Raw genomic sequence first — 16,376 nt, forward strand, 5'->3', positions numbered from 1 at the left:
TTGAAAAACCACTGGTTGTGGTGCACGATCGCCTCGCGCCGTTCCATTTGGCCGATTGCCCGATTGATGATTGCCGCCACTCGTGTTGACGAATCCTCGCTGCACTATCGCGGCTGGCGCGTCGTGCTGGCCTGCTTCCTGATGGCTTTCTTCATGTTCGGCTTCGGCCTGTACGGTCAGGGCGTCTATCTCGCGGAACTGCAGCGCGCCCATGGCTGGCCGGGCACGCTGGTCTCCGCGGCCAGCACCTTCTCCTTTCTCCTGACTGCCGTCCTCGTCATCTTCACCGACGATCTGCTCGCCCGCATCGGGCTGCGGTCGCTGATCCTGTGCGGCCTGTCGGCGCTCGGCGCTTCGACGGTGCTGCTGGCGCTGCTGCAGACGCCGTGGCAGCTCTATCTCGCTTATGCGCTGATGTCGGTCGGCTGGACCGGCATGGGCACGGTGGTGATCGCGACCGTGCTGAACTCCTGGTTCGAACGGCGCCGCGGGCTCGCGCTCAGCCTCGCCTACAACGGCGCGACCTGCGGGGGCATCGTGCTCGTGCCGCTGCTGCTGTCGCTGAGCGGCAGCATCGGCTTTCGTTCCGCGATGCTGGCGGCCACGCTGGCGATGGTGGTGCTGGTGCTGCCGGTGGTGGTCATCTTCACCGGGTGGCGAACCGAAATGCCGCCGACGTCGGGTGGGAATTCATCCACTGGCGGCACTGCCTTGCCTTCGGTTCACTCACGCAAGACGCTGCTCGCCAACGCGGCGTTCTGGACCATGGTGCTGCCGATCGCGGTCGCGCTGCTGGCGCAGATGGGATTCATCATCCATCAGGTGACGTTCCTCGAACCGCTGATCGGCCGCGCCAGTGCGGGCCTTGCCGTCACCGTCATGGCGGCGATGGCGGTGGTCGGGCGCCTCTCGCTCGGCCTGTTCGTGGACCGGCTCGATCCGCGGCTCGCCTGCGCGGCATCGATGACGAGCCAGGCGGCGGCGCTGTTCGTGCTTCTGCAAAGCACGAATCCGACCGTGCTGCTCGTGTGCTGCGCCGTCTACGGTTTCTCGATCGGCAACATGATCACGTTTCCGCCCTTGATCATCCAGCGGGAGATCGGCGCGAGCGCCTTCGCCGCTGCGATGGGGCTGGGCACCTCGATCAGCGGCATCGTCAGCGCCTTCGGCCCCGGCATCGTCGGTCTCGTGCGCAGCGTAACCGGCGACTACACGAGCGCGTTTGCGATGTGCGTGGTGCTCGACGTGGTGGCGGCGAGCGTCGTACTATGGCGGCCGGGGCGACGTACGAAGCTTGCGGCTTCGTAGCCCGGATGGAGCGCAGCGCAATCCGGAAATTCGTGTCACCAGCAATGATGGCCCCGGATTGCGCTGCGCTCCATCCGGGCTACGCGTCCCAGCTACCCCAACAGCACCGCATCCGCTGCCGCGACCGACTCCGCACTCTCCGTCACGGTGCGCTCGAGCGCGCCGGCCTGCACGGCGATGTTCTCGGCGAAGAAGCGCGCCAGCGAGACGTAGCGCCCGGCGTCCGCGATGCCGTCGGATTTCGCGGCGAGCGCTTCAGACGCCAGCATGCAGCCGCCGAGCGTGGCGCCGAACTGTTGCAGATACGGCGTCGCGCCGGCCAGCGCCTCGTTCGGCGCGGAAGGAAGCCGCTCCAGCAGCCATTTGCTGGTGCGCGTCAGCGCCTCCAGTGCCTCACGCAATTTCACGCCCGTGGTGCCGAAGGCGGGATCGTTGGAGGCTTCGACCTGCTTCACGATTGCGGAGAGTTCGTCGAGCAGCGCCCACACCGACGCGCCGCCGTTGGCCGCGAGCTTTCGCGTGACGAGGTCGATGGCCTGGATGCCGTTGGTGCCCTCGTAGATCGCGGTGATGCGGGCATCGCGATAGTGCTGCGCCGCGCCGGTCTCCTCGATGAAGCCCATGCCGCCATGCACCTGCACGCCGAGATAGGCGACCTCGTTGCCGATGTCGGTCGAATAGCCCTTGGCCATCGGCGTCAGCAATGCCGCACGCGCGGCAGCGTCGGCGCGGACCTTCGGATCCCTGGCACGCGTCGAGACGTCGATCGCCACCGCGGTCGCATAGCAGATGGTGCGCGCCGCAGCGGTCTGCGCCCGCATCCGCATCAGCATGCGCTTGACGTCGGGATGCACGAAGATCGCATCGGAACCGTCACCCTTGTTGCCGAGGGCGCGGCCCTGCTTGCGCTCTTGTGCGTACGACAATGCCTGCTGATAGGCACGGTCGGCAACACCGACGCCTTCGAGGCCGACGCCGAGGCGGGCCTGGTTCATCATCGTGAACATGCAGCGCATGCCCCGGTTCTCTTCGCCGACCAGGAAGCCGATCGCGCCGCCATGATCGCCCATGGTCATGGTGCAGGTGGGGGAGGCATGCATGCCGAGCTTGTGCTCGACGCCGGAGGCAAAGATGTCATTGCGCGCACCCAGCGAGCCGTCTTCGTTGACCATGAATTTCGGCACGAGGAACAGCGATATCCCCTTGGTCCCTGCGGGCGCGTCCGGCAGGCGCGCCAGCACGAAATGCACGATGTTGTCGGTCATGTCGTGCTCGCCGTAGGTGATGAAGATCTTCGTCCCCTTGATGCGATAGGTGCCGTCGGCCTGCTTCTCGGCGCGGGTGCGCAACGCGCCGACATCGGAGCCGGCCTGCGGCTCGGTCAGCTGCATCGTGCCGGTCCATTCGCCGGAGACGAGCTTCTCGAGATAGATTTTCTTCAGCTCGTCGCTGCCATGCGCGTCCAGCGCCTCCATCGCCGACGCCGTCAGCAGCGGGCAGAGGCCGAAGGCGACATTGGCGGCGCTCCAGATCTCGGTGCAGGCGGCGTTGATCGCGAGCGGCAGGCCCTGGCCGCCGAAATCCTCGGGGCCGCAGACCGCGTTCCAGCCGCCCTCGGTCCAGCGCTTGTAGGCATCCGGCCAGCCCGGCGCGGTCGTGACCTTGCCGTCGCTGAGCTTGATGCCGTGCTCGTCGCCGACCTTGTTGAGCGGCGCCAGCACGTCGGTTGCGAACTTGCCGGCTTCCTCCAGCACGGCGCTCACGATATCGCCGTCGAAATCGCCGTAATGGCCGGCCTCCATGGCAGCTTTCAGGCCGGCGCCGTGGTTGAGCGACAGCAGCATGTCAGAGATCGGCGCGCGGTAGGTCATGGCTCACTCCCGTGGACAGTTCTTGGCGGTACAGGTCTTCGCTAGACTGGTCTTGCCGCCGTATTCCCATGAAACGGGGGAGGTCTCAACCGTCAGGAGGGGTGGCGGAACGCCCGTCGGCAACGGGCTGGCGTAGCGCTCCTGTAAGGCATGGCGCGGCGCCACCGGCGCCTGTGGTATTTTGCCCCTCCGGGCGGTTGTAATGCCGCGCCTCTCCCTATAGACCGGCACCACTCGAGGGAATCCGCGGACGCTCGTGTCGCCGCCGTTCCCCAGGGCCTGATGGGGCGTAGCCAAGTGGTAAGGCAGCGGATTTTGATTCCGCCATTCGGAGGTTCGATCCCTCCCGCCCCAGCCAGAGCCAATGCACTGATTTTACTGTGTAAATTCCCTATTCGATGCGGGGTTTCCGGCGCATTTGGAAATTCGGTTTGCCCTGCATTTGGAAATTCTGTGCTGGTTTCGTTTTTGGATCGAAGGCCGATGGATGACATCGCTAGTTGAACGCCGCTCAACTTATCAAAATGCGAATTGAGCACGTGAACGCTGTCTGTGAGTTGCAAGCTTTCGATCGTTGCCTTTCAAGTCGCATGCGGGATCGCCAGCGGCAAAACGCTGTCGACCCTTTTGCAGCGTTCAACGAAGCACGAAGTCTATCTTCGCGATCCGACGCTAGTCTTCGACGTTGGGGAGGTTTGCTGCATTTCGTCTTGAGGCGATGCTGCTCCATCAGCATTCTGCTGATCGAGCTCCTTCTGCGCCAAGAGATGTGCATGCCGCTTACGGGTCGCAGCCAACGCTCGCACCATCGTTTCCTTGGCATAGCCGCGATAGGCCTGTGCGGTCTTGTGGCCCGAGAGTGCACGACCCTGGCCGTCCGTCAGCTCGGCCTCTTCGAGTTCGGTCATACCGCCGTGTCGACAAGCATCAAGCGTGAACAGCTTTGACACGCCGTCGATCTTCCTGCGCATCTGCTGCACCACTTTTTCCATGCCAGGGTAGGACCACACTTTGGCATCGCCCTTGCGTTCACCCTTTTGAAGCCGACGCATGATCATCGGAACGCCGAGCTTGGGCAGATGGCTCAAAACGTCCTCCGCTTCGGCGTAAAACTTCACGGTCTCTCCATCGAGAGTCTCTTCGAGCGGATGCCAGACCAACGCCTTGTTCTTGTGGTGCTCGATGCGCACAGCGTGTGGCCAGTTTTTGCTGCGATAGTCCGGCCAAGTCAAAAACCCGGCCACCACGTTCTCCGGCCGTTGCAGCCATTCAAAGCAGATCACCGCGACTGCCGCCGGTTCAGGCCGCCCTTCTTTGATGCAGCCCCATGCAAATTTATAGACCTCTTCTCGAGTGACCGCGTGCTTTTTGGTCTTGGTGCGGCTCTTGAGGGTGAAATCGTCCCAGGGGTTCGGGTGCTTCCTATCAAACAGCTCCGGGTGCAGCCGACGCATGATCCGCCATACCTTTCGGCACAGCCCGACCACCTTTTCTCCTTGCCGCAATCTGACGCCGTTCGGACCGTTGATGATTTTGTCGTATATCTTATCCGCGGCGCGGGGCGTGACTTCTATGATCTGCCGTTCGCCGATCCGCAGTCCGCTGTTACCGACCGTGTCGCAGATCATTTGCATGATCCGTTCGTAGTCCGGGCGCGACCGAGGTGAGACCTTCTCAGTATAGGCCTTCTCGGTCTTGTATTGTCGGAACAGCCAATCAATCGTGCCGTAGCGCGCGATCTTTCCCTGCTCGCCCGGCGTACCCTTGCGCTGGTTATTCCATTCGTCGAACAAGGCATTGAGGGTGGCGGCGCGTCCGCCTTTTCCGTTTTCGCCGCATGCGGCTTCGTAGCTCGTCCCGAGTGGCTCATTCGCCATCTCGCAACCGAGTTTCCTGTAATGTGTGGGGATGCGGAAGTAGAAAGCAGTCAACCCGCGGGCAAGCCGCCGTACCTCCACGAAGCGTGGAAGCGGGCGCTCCAACGTTACAAATCCTCGGCGAGGTCGCCCGGCACGATGTCCGGCGCAATAGCTCGGTCCAGATCGTCTCTCAACCACAGCTGACGCCTCCCTTCTTTGACACGTGGTTGAGGATACTCCTTCCCGACCCGTCTGAGAAAGGCTTCAACAGTCGTTTCTCCGCAATACCCTGCTGCGATTCCAGCAGACATACGGCGCGGCCAAGAACCCGCTGGAATGATGGCAGGACGTGTCATCACATAACCGTCAGCTGCTGAAACTCGCTCTTTGCTCGTCCTGCCCATCATGGTGATCACCAGCAGGATTGAAACTGCGAGGGTAACTGGATCGCGCAGGAGCGTAGTGCAGCGCCTGAAAAGGACACTTTGGACTTACTTGCCTCGGCGGCGAGAGCGAACGACGTTGCCTACTGCCTCAGCAGAAGGCGATACGCCTCAGTTGGAGACGGCGGCTACCGCAGAGGTACGAGGAGTCGGCAGAGAGCCCAGCGCACCGCAACCCGACGCGACGGAGGCAGCCTGCGCAGGAAGCCTGGACGTATTCACTGGCGGAGTTCGCCGCGTCCGGCGAACAAGACAGCAGGCGCTTTCATACCTCTGGTTCACAGCCAGTCCCGCCGATATTGCCAAGCCCTAACAGGGGTGTAGACTTCTTCTGATTTTTAACACGCTTAAATTTGACGTCGCCGCCATTTCGTATGGTAATTTTTCTTGTGGGGGTTCTCATGTTCGATTCCTCGACCACCGCGCTTCTGCGCGCCGTCCTAGATGAGGTCTGCGAAAAGGTTTCCCGGACCGGAACCTGCGCCCGTACCCACGTGGCCTCGAGAATCCTGGAAGCCGCGACCAAAGGGGACACCTCTCCGGATCACCTCAAGCAGATCGGGCGCCTCGCTCTCTCGCAGGCGCCTACCATACGGCGCTGACCGGAGGCGGGGGTGAATTTCCAGGTCACGGTCCTGAAGATCCTCGTGAGCTATCCGGATGGATTTGCAACGATGGCCGATCTCAAGCGCGACATGGCGATCCTGGCGACCAGCGGCCGCGACTGGGCCGACCGCACAAAGCGGCTCGCTGCGCGTGTCCCGGACCTCGACATCTTTTCGCAAGGCCTCGTCGAGCGCGAAAACGGCGGCTGGAAGATCACCGTCAGCGGACGGACAGTGCTGGAGTTCATGGAGGCGCGCCCCGCCGTCGAACCTCCGACAGAGACAGTGCCAGCCGAGAGCAGGGATGCGCCCATACCACCGCTTCCGCAACTGGCGGAGCGCGCTAGACGGCGACGCGAACGTCGCGAGCGGCGTCGTGAAGCTCGAGAACGAGCGCGGGCTAACGCTTCCTAATCGTGCCGACGCGGTCCTGCTTCGAAGGAGGGCCGGACCCGGGCGTAGTTCGTAGAAGCTACGAGGCAGAGCAGTAGCTTCAAGGTGCCAATGATCGCGATGGTCCTGAACTCTTAATCAGCGGGTCCCACGTTCGAGCCCTGGTGCGCCCACCAAGCGATATCAATCACTTGGAAGGTTTGTGCCCCAGAACGGGCCTTCTGGCTGGAAGCTTCGGTTGATCTAACCTCTCGTCGGTCAAGACCAAGTCACACACCCACTTTGGCTCTGTCCCTCGTAGTACGTTCGCAGCATGAGATAGAGTGCGAACGTCGCGTGATACAAGCGGATTACATAACTGTCGTAGAATAGGGTGCTTTAGCGAGCGAAACGGACGCTGGAGAGATCTGCTGCTCATTTCGTAGCGAGGCGATCGCTGCGCGAAGGGAGTTCCTGGGCGTCTCCGACGCCGAACTGATCTCCTTGGTAAATCATACGCCTCTTAATCAGCAGGTCGCAGGTTCGAGCCCTGGCGCGGCCCACCAAATAAGTCAAGACGTTAGCGAGCAAAGCCGTTCAAGAGCGCCGGACTGAAGAGGCTTTTCACTCGGTGTTTTGCCAGGCTGCACACGAAGTGAGCCCCAACAACGTGATGAAGGCCTGCGAAGCGGGCCGGTGCGACCTCTTCTGACGCTCTGCATGTCATCTTGGTGCCATTACGGCGCCGGGGGCGGTGAATCCGGCGATAGCAAGATCAAGGGGCGCGTCGTGATTGATGTGAGGGCGCAGGATCCGACGAATGGCTTTTGATGGCGGGGTATGCCGCCGGCCTGGAATAGCCAAGGGCGGCGCCGATGGTTCGGGCCGCCTCCATCACGTGAACTGAATAATCCTTGATCTGCTTGCGCTTGATGCGGCTGTCGGGGCCGGACATGCCGATCGCTCCGACGAGTTCGCCGGAGCGGCCGAGGATCGCACAAGCGCAGGCCGCGATGCCCTCGCGCCACTCACCATGCAGCACGGATGAGTAACCCTGCGTGCGCGCCAGCTCGATGTCTTCGCGCAGCTCCTTGATCGTCGTTCGCGTCGCTTCGGTGTACCGCCGGAGATGCGGCCGGAACCGTTCGAGGTAGTCATCCGGCATATGTGCGAGCATCGCCTTTCCTGTCGCCATAGTGAAGGCGGGGGCACGCATACCCACGCTGGTATGGGCGCGAATATGGTGGGCGCTTTCGATCTTGTCGACGTAGACGACTTCGGTGTCCTCGAGCACCGAAAGATGAATGGTTTCGCCGGTGATCTCGGCGAGTTTCATCATCGCCGGTCGCGCGACGTTGATCAGGTCCATCCGGTGGATGACATGGCTGCCCAGCGCCCAGATCTTGGTCGTGAGCTCATACATGCTGTGCGGGGGGATTTGACGCACATAGCCTTGGGACTGCAACGTCATAAGGAGCCGATGCACGTTGCTCTTGGTGAGTTTCAACTCGCTCGCGAGGTCCGTGACCCCGCGAGGTTGCTCGCTCAGAGCAAGCGCTTCCAGCAGGCGCAGTCCTTTGATGAAAGCCTTGTCCATCCGTCTCCCGAAATAGAATGATCTTTCGTCCGATCTAGCATGGCCGGGCGGCCGGCCATAGTCCCGGGGATCAGATGTCCCCGATCCTGGCGGATCGGGGACATCTTCGGACCAGCCTGCCTATTGAGCCAGCAAGGCGTTGAGCTTCTCCTGCCCGTACTCCTCGTTGGTGGAGTTTCCGGCCGGCGAAGGTCCGCCCCAGTAATCCGGGCTCCACTCGATTGCCTTCGAGATGTTGTCCGGGTTGTTGGCCCAATAGCGGGCGAGCTTCTTGTCGGTCGCCGCCTCGAACACGACCCGGGAGGGGAGGGCGACCGGGAAGGTCGAGGTCAGCTGCGCCGCGCGCTTGGGCTCGAGCCGCCAGGACAGCAGTTTCAGCGCGTTGTCGTAGTTTGGCGCCCCCTTGGGAATCGAGAAGAAGTCGTAGTAGACGAAGCCCTGGTTGAAGGTCAGGTCGATCGGCGCGCCCTCCAGGGCGAGCTTGCTCATCGAGCCGGTGTAGGCCATGCACATGTCGGCCTCGCCGTCGAGCAGGAGTTGCGGCGGCTGTGCGGACGTCGTCCACCATTTGGCAATATGCGGCTTGATCTCCTTGACCTTCTTCAGCGCGCGCTCCATGTCGATCGGGTAGAGCTTGCTCTTCTCCACGCCATCGGCCATCAGCGCTGCTTCGAACACGAAACGTGGCCAGGCCGGCATGCAGCGCCGGCCGGGGAATTTCTTCACGTCCCAGAAGTCGGCCCAGCTCGTCGGTACGTTTTCGCCCTTGAACTTGTCCTTGTTGTAGACGAGGCCGACGCCGATCACCTGCAAGGCCACGCCCTTCTTGCGCTTCAAATTGTCCGGCATCGCTGCCAGCGTTTGTTTCGCCCCGTCCGACAGCTTGGAATAGTCGATATCGGCCAGGCAGCAGTCGCCGAGCAGTTTCGTCTCCTGGTCGAAGATGAACGTCAGGTCCCATTGCGCCTTGCCGGCTTCGGCCTGAGCCTTGATGCGCGGGCCGCTACGGGCTTCCTGGACGGTGACGACCTTGATGCCGGTCTCCTTCTCGAAGGGGTCGTACATGACCTTGCGCAATGCATCGCCATACCCGCCGCCCGGATCCTGCATGATCACGACGTTGCTCTGCGCTTGAGCCAGACCCGTTCCCATCGCGACGAACAGGGCCGAGGCCAATACGGAAGCCGATAGCCGCCAGCGTTTCATTCCCAGCATTTTCTCTTTCCTCCAGTTGAAGTCGATCATTGTGACGTCGCCTTCCGCGACGTCGCGAGAACGGGGCGAGCAAGGGCGAGCCCTGCGACCACCAGCAGCACCTCCAGCGTCGAGACCACGGCCAGCACCGGGTTGAGCCGATAGTTGACGTCGCCCCACAGCATGAGCGGAAGCGTCTTCAGCTCCGCGCTCGACAGGAACAGCGTCAGCACCAGTTCGTCGAACGAATGCAGGAAGGCGAAGAACGTCGCTGCGGCAAGGCCCGGCATGATGGCCGGCAGCGTCACCAGACGGAACACCGTCAGGGAGGACGCGCCATGGACGGCCGCTGCCTGCTCGAGCCTGGTATCGACGCCTTGAAGCGAGGCGGACAGGATCACCACGACGAGGGGAAGGCCGCCGATCGCATGCGCGGCGGCAAGGCCGAACACGGAGCCGACGAGATCGAAACGCAGGAACAGGCTGTAGAGCGACAGGCCGAGGACGACTGGGGGAACGATGATCGGACTCACGAGGAGCAGCATGATGGCTGATTTGCCGCGAATGTTGCTCCTGACGATGCCGAGGGCCGCCGAGGCGCCCAGCGCGATCGCGATAGCGGCCGACATCGACGCGACGACCAGGGACGTCCAGAACGCCCGCATCCAGTTCGAATCCGAGAAGAACTGCTCATACCAGCGCAATGAAAAGCCCGGCGGCGGGAAGGTCAGATAGCTCGCGCTGCTGAAGGAGATGATCATCACTACGATGATCGGCAGGATGAGAATGGCAATGACCAGGCCGCCCATGACGCGCACGGTCCAAGTCCCGCAGCTCGCCGGCAGCCGCCCGAACAGCCGCAGGAGCGGCCAACCAATGAAATCGGCAACCGAGGCGCCGAAGCTGCGGCGGCCGACATCGCCCGTGTGGCGATCTGTGGCTCTCGGCGCGGTCTCCGTCAGCTTGCGGCCGCCCCAGATGAACTCGAAGCCGAGGAAACGTCCGGCCACCGCGACCACCGCCAACGTGATCGTCAACAGCACCACGCCCAAGGCTTGCAGGAATCCCTCGGACGTGACCGAGTCCGCCTGCTGGGTGATATGCATGGCAAACATCTGGTCACCGGGTCCCCCGAGCAGGGTCGGCGTAATGAAGAAGCCGATCGCGGCGACGAAGACCAGCAGGAAGCCGGCGCCCATCCCGGGCAAGGTCAGCGGAAGCAACACGCGCCAGAACGCCGCAAGAGGCCCGGCGCCGCTGGCGAGCGCCGCGCGCGTCAGGCTTTGGTCGAGGCGCGCTACGCTGGAATAGATCGTCAGCACCATCAGCGGCAGAAGCACCGCGGTCATGCCGAGAAGCACCGTGCCGCGATTGAACAGAAGCTGCACCGGCTCGCTCAATATGCCGATCGAGACCAGCAGCTTGTTGACCGGCCCGTTGCGGCCGAGCAGGACCATCCAGGCGTAGGTCCGGATCAGGATGGCGATGAAATAGGGCAGCACGATCGCGGTCGCGATCAGGACCTGGGCAATGCCGCGACTGCGGTGAATGAGCAGCGCAGTCGGATATCCGAACAGCAGGCACAGGCCCGCGACGGTCACCGAGATCTGCATGGTGCGGACGAGCGAATCCCAATAGAGCGGTATCGCGAACACCCGCGCGAAATACGACGACCAAGACGGTCCGCTGACGCTGATACGGATCAGATCGATCAGCGGGAGGAGATAGATGAAGGCAAGGAAGGCTAGCGCCGGCAGCAGCAGCAGCGCTGGATCCTTCAGCCTCCTGACGAGATCAAGCTCCGCGGGGCGGTCCGCCTGGACGCCGATCGATGCCGAGCTCATGCAAGCACCCAGCAGTCCGCTGCGCCCCAGCTCACATGCAGGCGATCCCCGACCGAGGGCAGGGGCCGGTCCGCCATGTCGGTGCATCTAATCAGGAGCGGCTCTCCGCCCTCCATGTGAGCCTCGATCCGCAGGATCTCGCCCAGGAAGATCGCAGACGTGACGCTGACGGGCGTGGAATTCGCGGTCGGCTCGTTCGATACGGCAATGCGTTCCGGACGCACCAGCACGGTTGCGCGCCCGACGTCGATCGTGTCGCGGCTTTCGGCGCTGAACACGTATCCCGCGCGGTTCTTCATCGTCAGCGTCGATCCGCGCTTCTGCAGAATCTCCGCCTCGATCAGGTTGCTCTCGCCGACGAAGGAGGCGACGAAGCGATCCGTTGGATGTCGATAGATGTCCAGCGGGCGGCCGATCTGGACGATCTTGCCTGCGTTGAGCACCGCGATGCGGTCGCTCATGGTCAGGGCTTCGCCCTGGTCATGGGTGACGAACAGGATCGTGCTGCCGATGGTCCGGTGCAGGTCGCGAATCTCGATCTGGATCGACTCGCGCAACCGCCTGTCGAGGGCGCTGAGCGGTTCGTCCATCAGCACGACCCTGGGCCTCCTGACGATGGCGCGGGCGATCGCGACGCGCTGTTGCTGTCCGCCCGACATCTGCGAGGGGGATTTCGTCGCATGCTCCGTCAGGCGCATGATTTCCAGCGTCTCGGCGACGCGTCGGTCCGTGGTTGACCGGTCGACGCCCGCCATGCGAAGCGGAAACGCGACGTTCTGGCTCACCGTCATGTTGGGAAACAGCGCGTAGCTCTGGAAGACCATGCCGAAGCCGCGCTTGTGCGTGGGCACGTTGTGGACGGGCTTGCCGTCGACGAGGATCTCGCCGCTGTCGAGGCTTTGGAATCCGGCCACGAGGTTGAGCAGCGTCGTCTTGCCGCTCCCGGAAGGGCCGAGAAGCGTGATGAATTCACCCGGCTCGATGTCGATGCTGATCCGGTCGACCGCATGAAAGCTGCCGTATCGCTTCACGGCGCCGCGGACGGCGATGCTCGATCCGATGGTGCCGCGCTCCCGTGGGAGGCCGCTTGGCGACGTCCGAGCGCCTACGTCGCCGGAGCGCGTTGTGCGCAGAGCCGCGGGCTCACCCATTCTTCTCCTCCCAATTGTTCTATATTGTAGAACGCTATTCCAATTATTGTTGGCGTAGCGCGCGCACTTGTCAAGTCGCGCCGTTCAATCCGCGACGCAGCCGCGCGCGCCGCGATCGCCTGCGCAGGTGACATCCCCTGCAAACAAAGGCCTATCCGGTGAAGCCAGATTGACAGTCGCGTTCAAATCCGTCTAACATTTATTTGGAATAACGTTCTATAATATAGAACATCCGCAGGGAGGATGATGGTGTTGAGCGAGCCTCGTGCAATGGCGAAGCACATCGAGCCCGGCATGCGCGTGGCGCTGCCGGTGGATTATGCCGGCGTCTCCATGGCCATGACCCGGCCGATCATCGAGCATGGCGCGGGCGACCTCGAACTCGTGTGCGTGCCGACCGGCGGATTGCAGGTCGACCAGCTCGTCGGCGCAGGTCTGGTCCGGACGGTGGAGACCAGCGCCGTCTCGCTCGGCGAAGCGGGCGGAGCGCCCCGCTTCAACGCCGCCGTCAAGGAAGGCGCGGTTCGACTAAAGGACGCGACGTGCCCTGCCATCCACGCGGGCCTGATGGCGGCGCAGAAGGGCAGTCCCTTCATGCCGCTCCGGGGGCTGATCGGAACGGATCTGCTCCGGCATCGCGACGATTGGCGCGTCGTCGACAATCCGATGGCGGACGGAGGCGATCCGATCGTGCTGATTCCCGCCATCAAGCCCGACGTCACGATCTTCCACGTGCCGTTGGCAGATCGGTTCGGCAATGTCTGGATCGGACGGCGCCGCGAGCTTGCCGTGATGGCCTACGCCTCGCGGATCGCGCTCGTCACGGTGGAGCGCATCGTCGAAGAGAATCTGCTTGCGGACGAGATGAGCGCTGCCGGCGTGCTGCCCGCGCTCTACGTCACGGCGGTCGCGCGCGCTCCGAAGGGGGCGTGGCCCTATGGTCTGTGGGGCGAGTATCCGACAGACAGCGCGGAGATCGGACGCTACGCGAAAGCCGCGCGAACGGCCGACGGCTTCTCCGCCTATATGGCCCAGGCGCAGATGGAGCCCGCGTGATGGCCGACGTCCTCCCTCGCGAAGTGCTGATCTGCACCATCGCGCGGCTGCTCGATGGCGTCAGGCATGTCGCGGTCGGCGCCTCGTCTCCGATTCCCGCCGCCGGCGCGATGCTGCTGCGCGCAATGAAGGAAGCGGAGGGCGCCGTCGGTCCACGCATCTCCATTCTCGGCTCCGTCGAGCACAATTTCTTCACCAACGGTTCGGCGGAACTGTTCGATTGCGCGGGTCAGGGCCGGATCGATGCGTTCTTCCTCGGCGGTGGCCAGATCGACGGCTTCGGCAACGTGAACCTCGTCGGCGCCGGGGACTATCCGCGATCGAGCGTGCGCTGGCCGGGCTCGTTCGGGTCGGCCTATCTTTATTTCGTCGTGCCGCGCGTCATCCTGTTCCGGGAGGAGCATACGCCGCGTGTTTTCGTCGAGAAGGTGGACTTCATCAGTGCCCCAGGTGTCAGTCCGGACGGGGTTTTCCGGACCGGCGGTCCTATCGCCCTGCTGACCGGCAAAGGCCTCTTCCGCTTCGACAAGACGCGGCCGGGCTTCAAGTTGGAGAGTGTCCATCCCGGGCATGATCTCGCGGAGATCAAAGAGGCGACCGGCTTTCGGTTCGCCCACGACGCCGAGCCGCGGCAGACCGCGTTGCCCGATCGAGCGACACTCGACCTGCTCCGCGGCCGCGTGTTCGACGAACTCGCCGAAACCTATCCCGAATTCGCCGCGCAGATGCGGCGCGAGCTTGGGACGGTTGACGCATGAGCGAAGTCAAGCGGGTCCCGCACTGCAGCCATTGGGGTGCATATACGATCCTCGTCGAGGATAATCGCATCGTGGGCGTCGAGCCGTTCGAGCACGATCCGGCTCCTTCCCCGATCATCCATTCTGTCGCCGAATGGGCGAACCCGGCGCGTCGCGTGCTGCGACCGATGGTCCGCTCCGGCTGGCTGGACAAGCGCGAGAAGAGCGATCGCCGAGGCCGCGGCCGCGAGAAATTCGTGCCGGTGAGTTGGGACGAGGCGACGACGCTGGTCGCCGACGAAGTGCGCCGCGTCGCCGGCACCTTCGGCAATGCGTCGATCTTCGCCGGCTCCTACGGTTGGACCAACTCCGGCCGCCTGCATCATGCTTCTTCGCTTCTGAAGCGCATGCTCAACCTGGTTGGCGGCTTCACCAGGCATGTCGACACCTATTCGATCGCGGCAGGCCCGGTGATCTTGCGCCACACGCTGGGCAGCGACGATGCATGCGGCGGCCGTGCCAACACGCTCGACACCATCGCGCAGCACACCGAGACGCTGGTGGTGTTCGGCGCGCTCTCGCCTCGAACCGCGCAGAACGAGGCCGGCGGAATCGGCAGCCACCGGCTTGAAACCTATCTCAGGAAAATCGTCGCGCGCGGCATCAAGGTGATTCATGTCTCGCCGCTGAAGGACGATCTGCCCGACTGGGTCAATGCCGAATGGTGGCCGATCCGCCCGAACACCGACACTGCGCTGATGCTCGGCCTTGCGGGCGAGATCGTGACGGCGGGGCGGCACGACAGGGATTTCCTTGCGCGCTGCACCAGCGGCGCGGATCGTCTGCTTCGCTATCTCGAAGGCGAGGCGGATGGCGTCCGCAAGGAGGCGGTTTGGGCTGCGGGCATCTGCGGCCTCGATGCGGAGAAGGTCGCCCGGCTCGCAAGGCGCCTGGTCGACACGCGCAGCATGCTGACCGTGAGCTGGAGCCTGCAGCGCGCCCATCACGGCGAACAGCCGTTCTGGGCGGCGCTCGGACTCGCGTCGATCGCCGGCCAGATCGGATTGCCGGGCGGCGGCGTCGGCTACGGCTACGCGTCCCTGGGGGGCGTGGGAGCGCCGCTCAACCTGGCCCGGTCTCCGGCCATCTCACAGCTGACCAGACCGATCGACAGCTTCATCCCGGTGGCGCGGATCACCGACATGCTGCTCAATCCCGGCCGGCCATTCAGCTATGAAGGCGAGATCCGCACCTATCCGGATACGAGGCTGGTCTATTGGGCGGGCGGCAATCCTTACCACCATCATCAGGATCTCAATCGCCTGTCGAACGCCTGGACGAGGCCCGAGACGATCATCGTGCAGGATCCGATGTTCACGGCGACAGCTCAGCGCGCGGACATCGTGCTGCCGGCAACCACGTCGATCGAGCGCAACGATCTTGCCGGCAACAGGCGTTCCGACTTCATCCTGGCGATGAAGCAGGCAATCGAGCCGCTGGGCGAATCTCGCTCCGACTTCGAGATCTTCAACGCCATCGCAGGCAAGCTCGGAGTGGCCGATCGCTTCAACGAGGGCCGGGACGAGATCGGCTGGGTCCGGCATCTCTACGAAGCAAGCCGCAGCGACGCTTCGGAGCGCTTTGATTTCACGATGCCCGATTTTGATGCGTTCTGGGAAGCCGGCTATGCTCGCTGCCCGGTCAAGGCCGAGCAGACGTTCCTCGCCGACTTCCGCAACGAGCCGGAGGCCCATGCGCTGAGGACCGAAAGTGGCAAGATCGTGCTTGGCAGCGAGACTCTGGCCAGGCTGGACTATGCCGATTGTCGCTCGCATCCGGCGTGGATCGAGCCGGCTGAATGGCTCGGCAACGCCGCCGATGCCGGCCAGATGCACCTCATCTCGCACCAGCCGGCGGGCCGTCTTCACAGCCAGCTCGAAACCGGCGCATCGAGCAGGGCCATGAAGCGCAACGGCCGTGAACGGGCTCACCTGCATCCCGACGACGCGGCTGCTCTCGGCATCGCCGATGGTCAGACGATCCGTATCTGGAACGGCCGCGGGGAGTGCCTGGCGACGGCCGAGGTCACCGACAAGGTCCGAGGGAGCGTGCTGGTGCTCCCGACCGGCGCCTGGTTCACGCCGATCGGCAATAGCGGCCTCGAGGTTGCCGGCAATCCGAACGTGCTCACGCTCGACATCGGCACGTCTCAATTCGGCCAGGGCTGTTCGGCCCACACCTGCCTCGTGCGGGTCGAGCCCTACGCCGCCGACCGGCGCGATGCGTTCGAGGCCTATCAGGAAACGCTCGTCGCGCTCGCGGCAGTCTAACAGGAGCTT

Annotated in this window: 12 protein-coding genes and 1 tRNA gene; 7 read left to right on the forward strand and 6 right to left on the reverse strand. The window is 63.6% G+C overall.

The genetic code is table 11. The features are described 5' to 3' along the window. Nucleotides 1-66: 66 nt before the first annotated feature. Nucleotides 67-1,308, forward strand: a complete 1,242-nt coding sequence (locus AC0L3B_RS28875) for an MFS transporter (RefSeq protein WP_085352688.1) — start codon at nucleotides 67-69, stop codon at nucleotides 1,306-1,308. A gap of 92 nt (nucleotides 1,309-1,400) precedes the next feature. Here AC0L3B_RS28875 and AC0L3B_RS28880 read toward each other — a convergent pair whose 3' ends face one another. Beyond that, entirely contained in the window at nucleotides 1,401-3,179 is a 1,779-nt protein-coding gene (locus AC0L3B_RS28880; RefSeq protein WP_473381476.1) for an acyl-CoA dehydrogenase, read from the reverse strand. Between the two features lie 283 nt (nucleotides 3,180-3,462). Here AC0L3B_RS28880 and AC0L3B_RS28885 point away from each other — a divergent pair. Further along, a tRNA-Gln gene (locus AC0L3B_RS28885) sits at nucleotides 3,463-3,537 on the forward strand. 295 nt (nucleotides 3,538-3,832) lie between these two features. Here AC0L3B_RS28885 and AC0L3B_RS28890 read toward each other — a convergent pair. Next, complete coding sequence (locus AC0L3B_RS28890; protein ID WP_473351499.1) at nucleotides 3,833-5,161, reverse strand: hypothetical protein; 1,329 nt, start codon at nucleotides 5,159-5,161, stop codon at nucleotides 3,833-3,835. Between the two features lie 721 nt (nucleotides 5,162-5,882). Here AC0L3B_RS28890 and AC0L3B_RS28895 point away from each other — a divergent pair. Both AC0L3B_RS28895 and AC0L3B_RS28900 read left to right on the forward strand, forming a co-directional pair. Continuing rightward, nucleotides 5,883-6,083 carry a hypothetical protein gene (locus AC0L3B_RS28895; RefSeq protein WP_473351500.1) on the forward strand — a complete coding sequence of 67 codons (201 nt, stop codon included), beginning with the start codon at nucleotides 5,883-5,885 and terminating at the stop codon, nucleotides 6,081-6,083. A gap of 12 nt (nucleotides 6,084-6,095) precedes the next feature. Continuing rightward, complete coding sequence (locus AC0L3B_RS28900) at nucleotides 6,096-6,500, forward strand: hypothetical protein (protein WP_007594638.1); 405 nt, start codon at nucleotides 6,096-6,098, stop codon at nucleotides 6,498-6,500. Between the two features lie 733 nt (nucleotides 6,501-7,233). Here AC0L3B_RS28900 and AC0L3B_RS28905 read toward each other — a convergent pair. The 4 genes from AC0L3B_RS28905 to AC0L3B_RS28920 form a co-directional block, all read right to left on the reverse strand. Then, on the reverse strand, nucleotides 7,234-8,055 hold the full coding sequence (locus AC0L3B_RS28905) for an IclR family transcriptional regulator (protein ID WP_473351501.1): 822 nt from the start codon (nucleotides 8,053-8,055) through the stop codon (nucleotides 7,234-7,236). Nucleotides 8,056-8,175: 120 nt separating this feature from the next. Next, nucleotides 8,176-9,270 carry an extracellular solute-binding protein gene (locus AC0L3B_RS28910; RefSeq protein ID WP_339035117.1) on the reverse strand — a complete coding sequence of 365 codons (1,095 nt, stop codon included), beginning with the start codon at nucleotides 9,268-9,270 and terminating at the stop codon, nucleotides 8,176-8,178. A gap of 26 nt (nucleotides 9,271-9,296) precedes the next feature. Then, nucleotides 9,297-11,093 carry an ABC transporter permease subunit gene (locus tag AC0L3B_RS28915; protein ID WP_007594627.1) on the reverse strand — a complete coding sequence of 599 codons (1,797 nt, stop codon included), beginning with the start codon at nucleotides 11,091-11,093 and terminating at the stop codon, nucleotides 9,297-9,299. Beyond that, nucleotides 11,090-12,244 carry an ABC transporter ATP-binding protein gene (locus AC0L3B_RS28920; protein WP_473351502.1) on the reverse strand — a complete coding sequence of 385 codons (1,155 nt, stop codon included), beginning with the start codon at nucleotides 12,242-12,244 and terminating at the stop codon, nucleotides 11,090-11,092. Before AC0L3B_RS28920 ends, AC0L3B_RS28915 begins: the two co-directional genes overlap by 4 nt. A gap of 270 nt (nucleotides 12,245-12,514) precedes the next feature. On the opposite strand from AC0L3B_RS28920, the gene AC0L3B_RS28925 reads away from it, so the two are divergent. From AC0L3B_RS28925 to AC0L3B_RS28935, 3 genes are read left to right on the forward strand one after another with little or no spacing between them, the layout of a single operon-like run. Further along, nucleotides 12,515-13,300, forward strand: coding sequence for a CoA transferase subunit A (locus tag AC0L3B_RS28925; protein WP_198288244.1), 786 nt, complete (start codon nucleotides 12,515-12,517; stop codon nucleotides 13,298-13,300). After that, nucleotides 13,300-14,058 carry a CoA-transferase gene (locus tag AC0L3B_RS28930; protein ID WP_473351503.1) on the forward strand — a complete coding sequence of 253 codons (759 nt, stop codon included), beginning with the start codon at nucleotides 13,300-13,302 and terminating at the stop codon, nucleotides 14,056-14,058. The genes AC0L3B_RS28925 and AC0L3B_RS28930 overlap by 1 nt, the downstream gene beginning before the upstream one ends. After that, entirely contained in the window at nucleotides 14,055-16,367 is a 2,313-nt protein-coding gene (locus AC0L3B_RS28935; protein ID WP_473351504.1) for a molybdopterin-dependent oxidoreductase, read from the forward strand. The genes AC0L3B_RS28930 and AC0L3B_RS28935 overlap by 4 nt, the downstream gene beginning before the upstream one ends. The last annotated feature ends 9 nt before the right edge of the window (nucleotides 16,368-16,376 follow it).

It is taken from the genome of Bradyrhizobium sp. Kon56, from assembly GCF_055807635.1.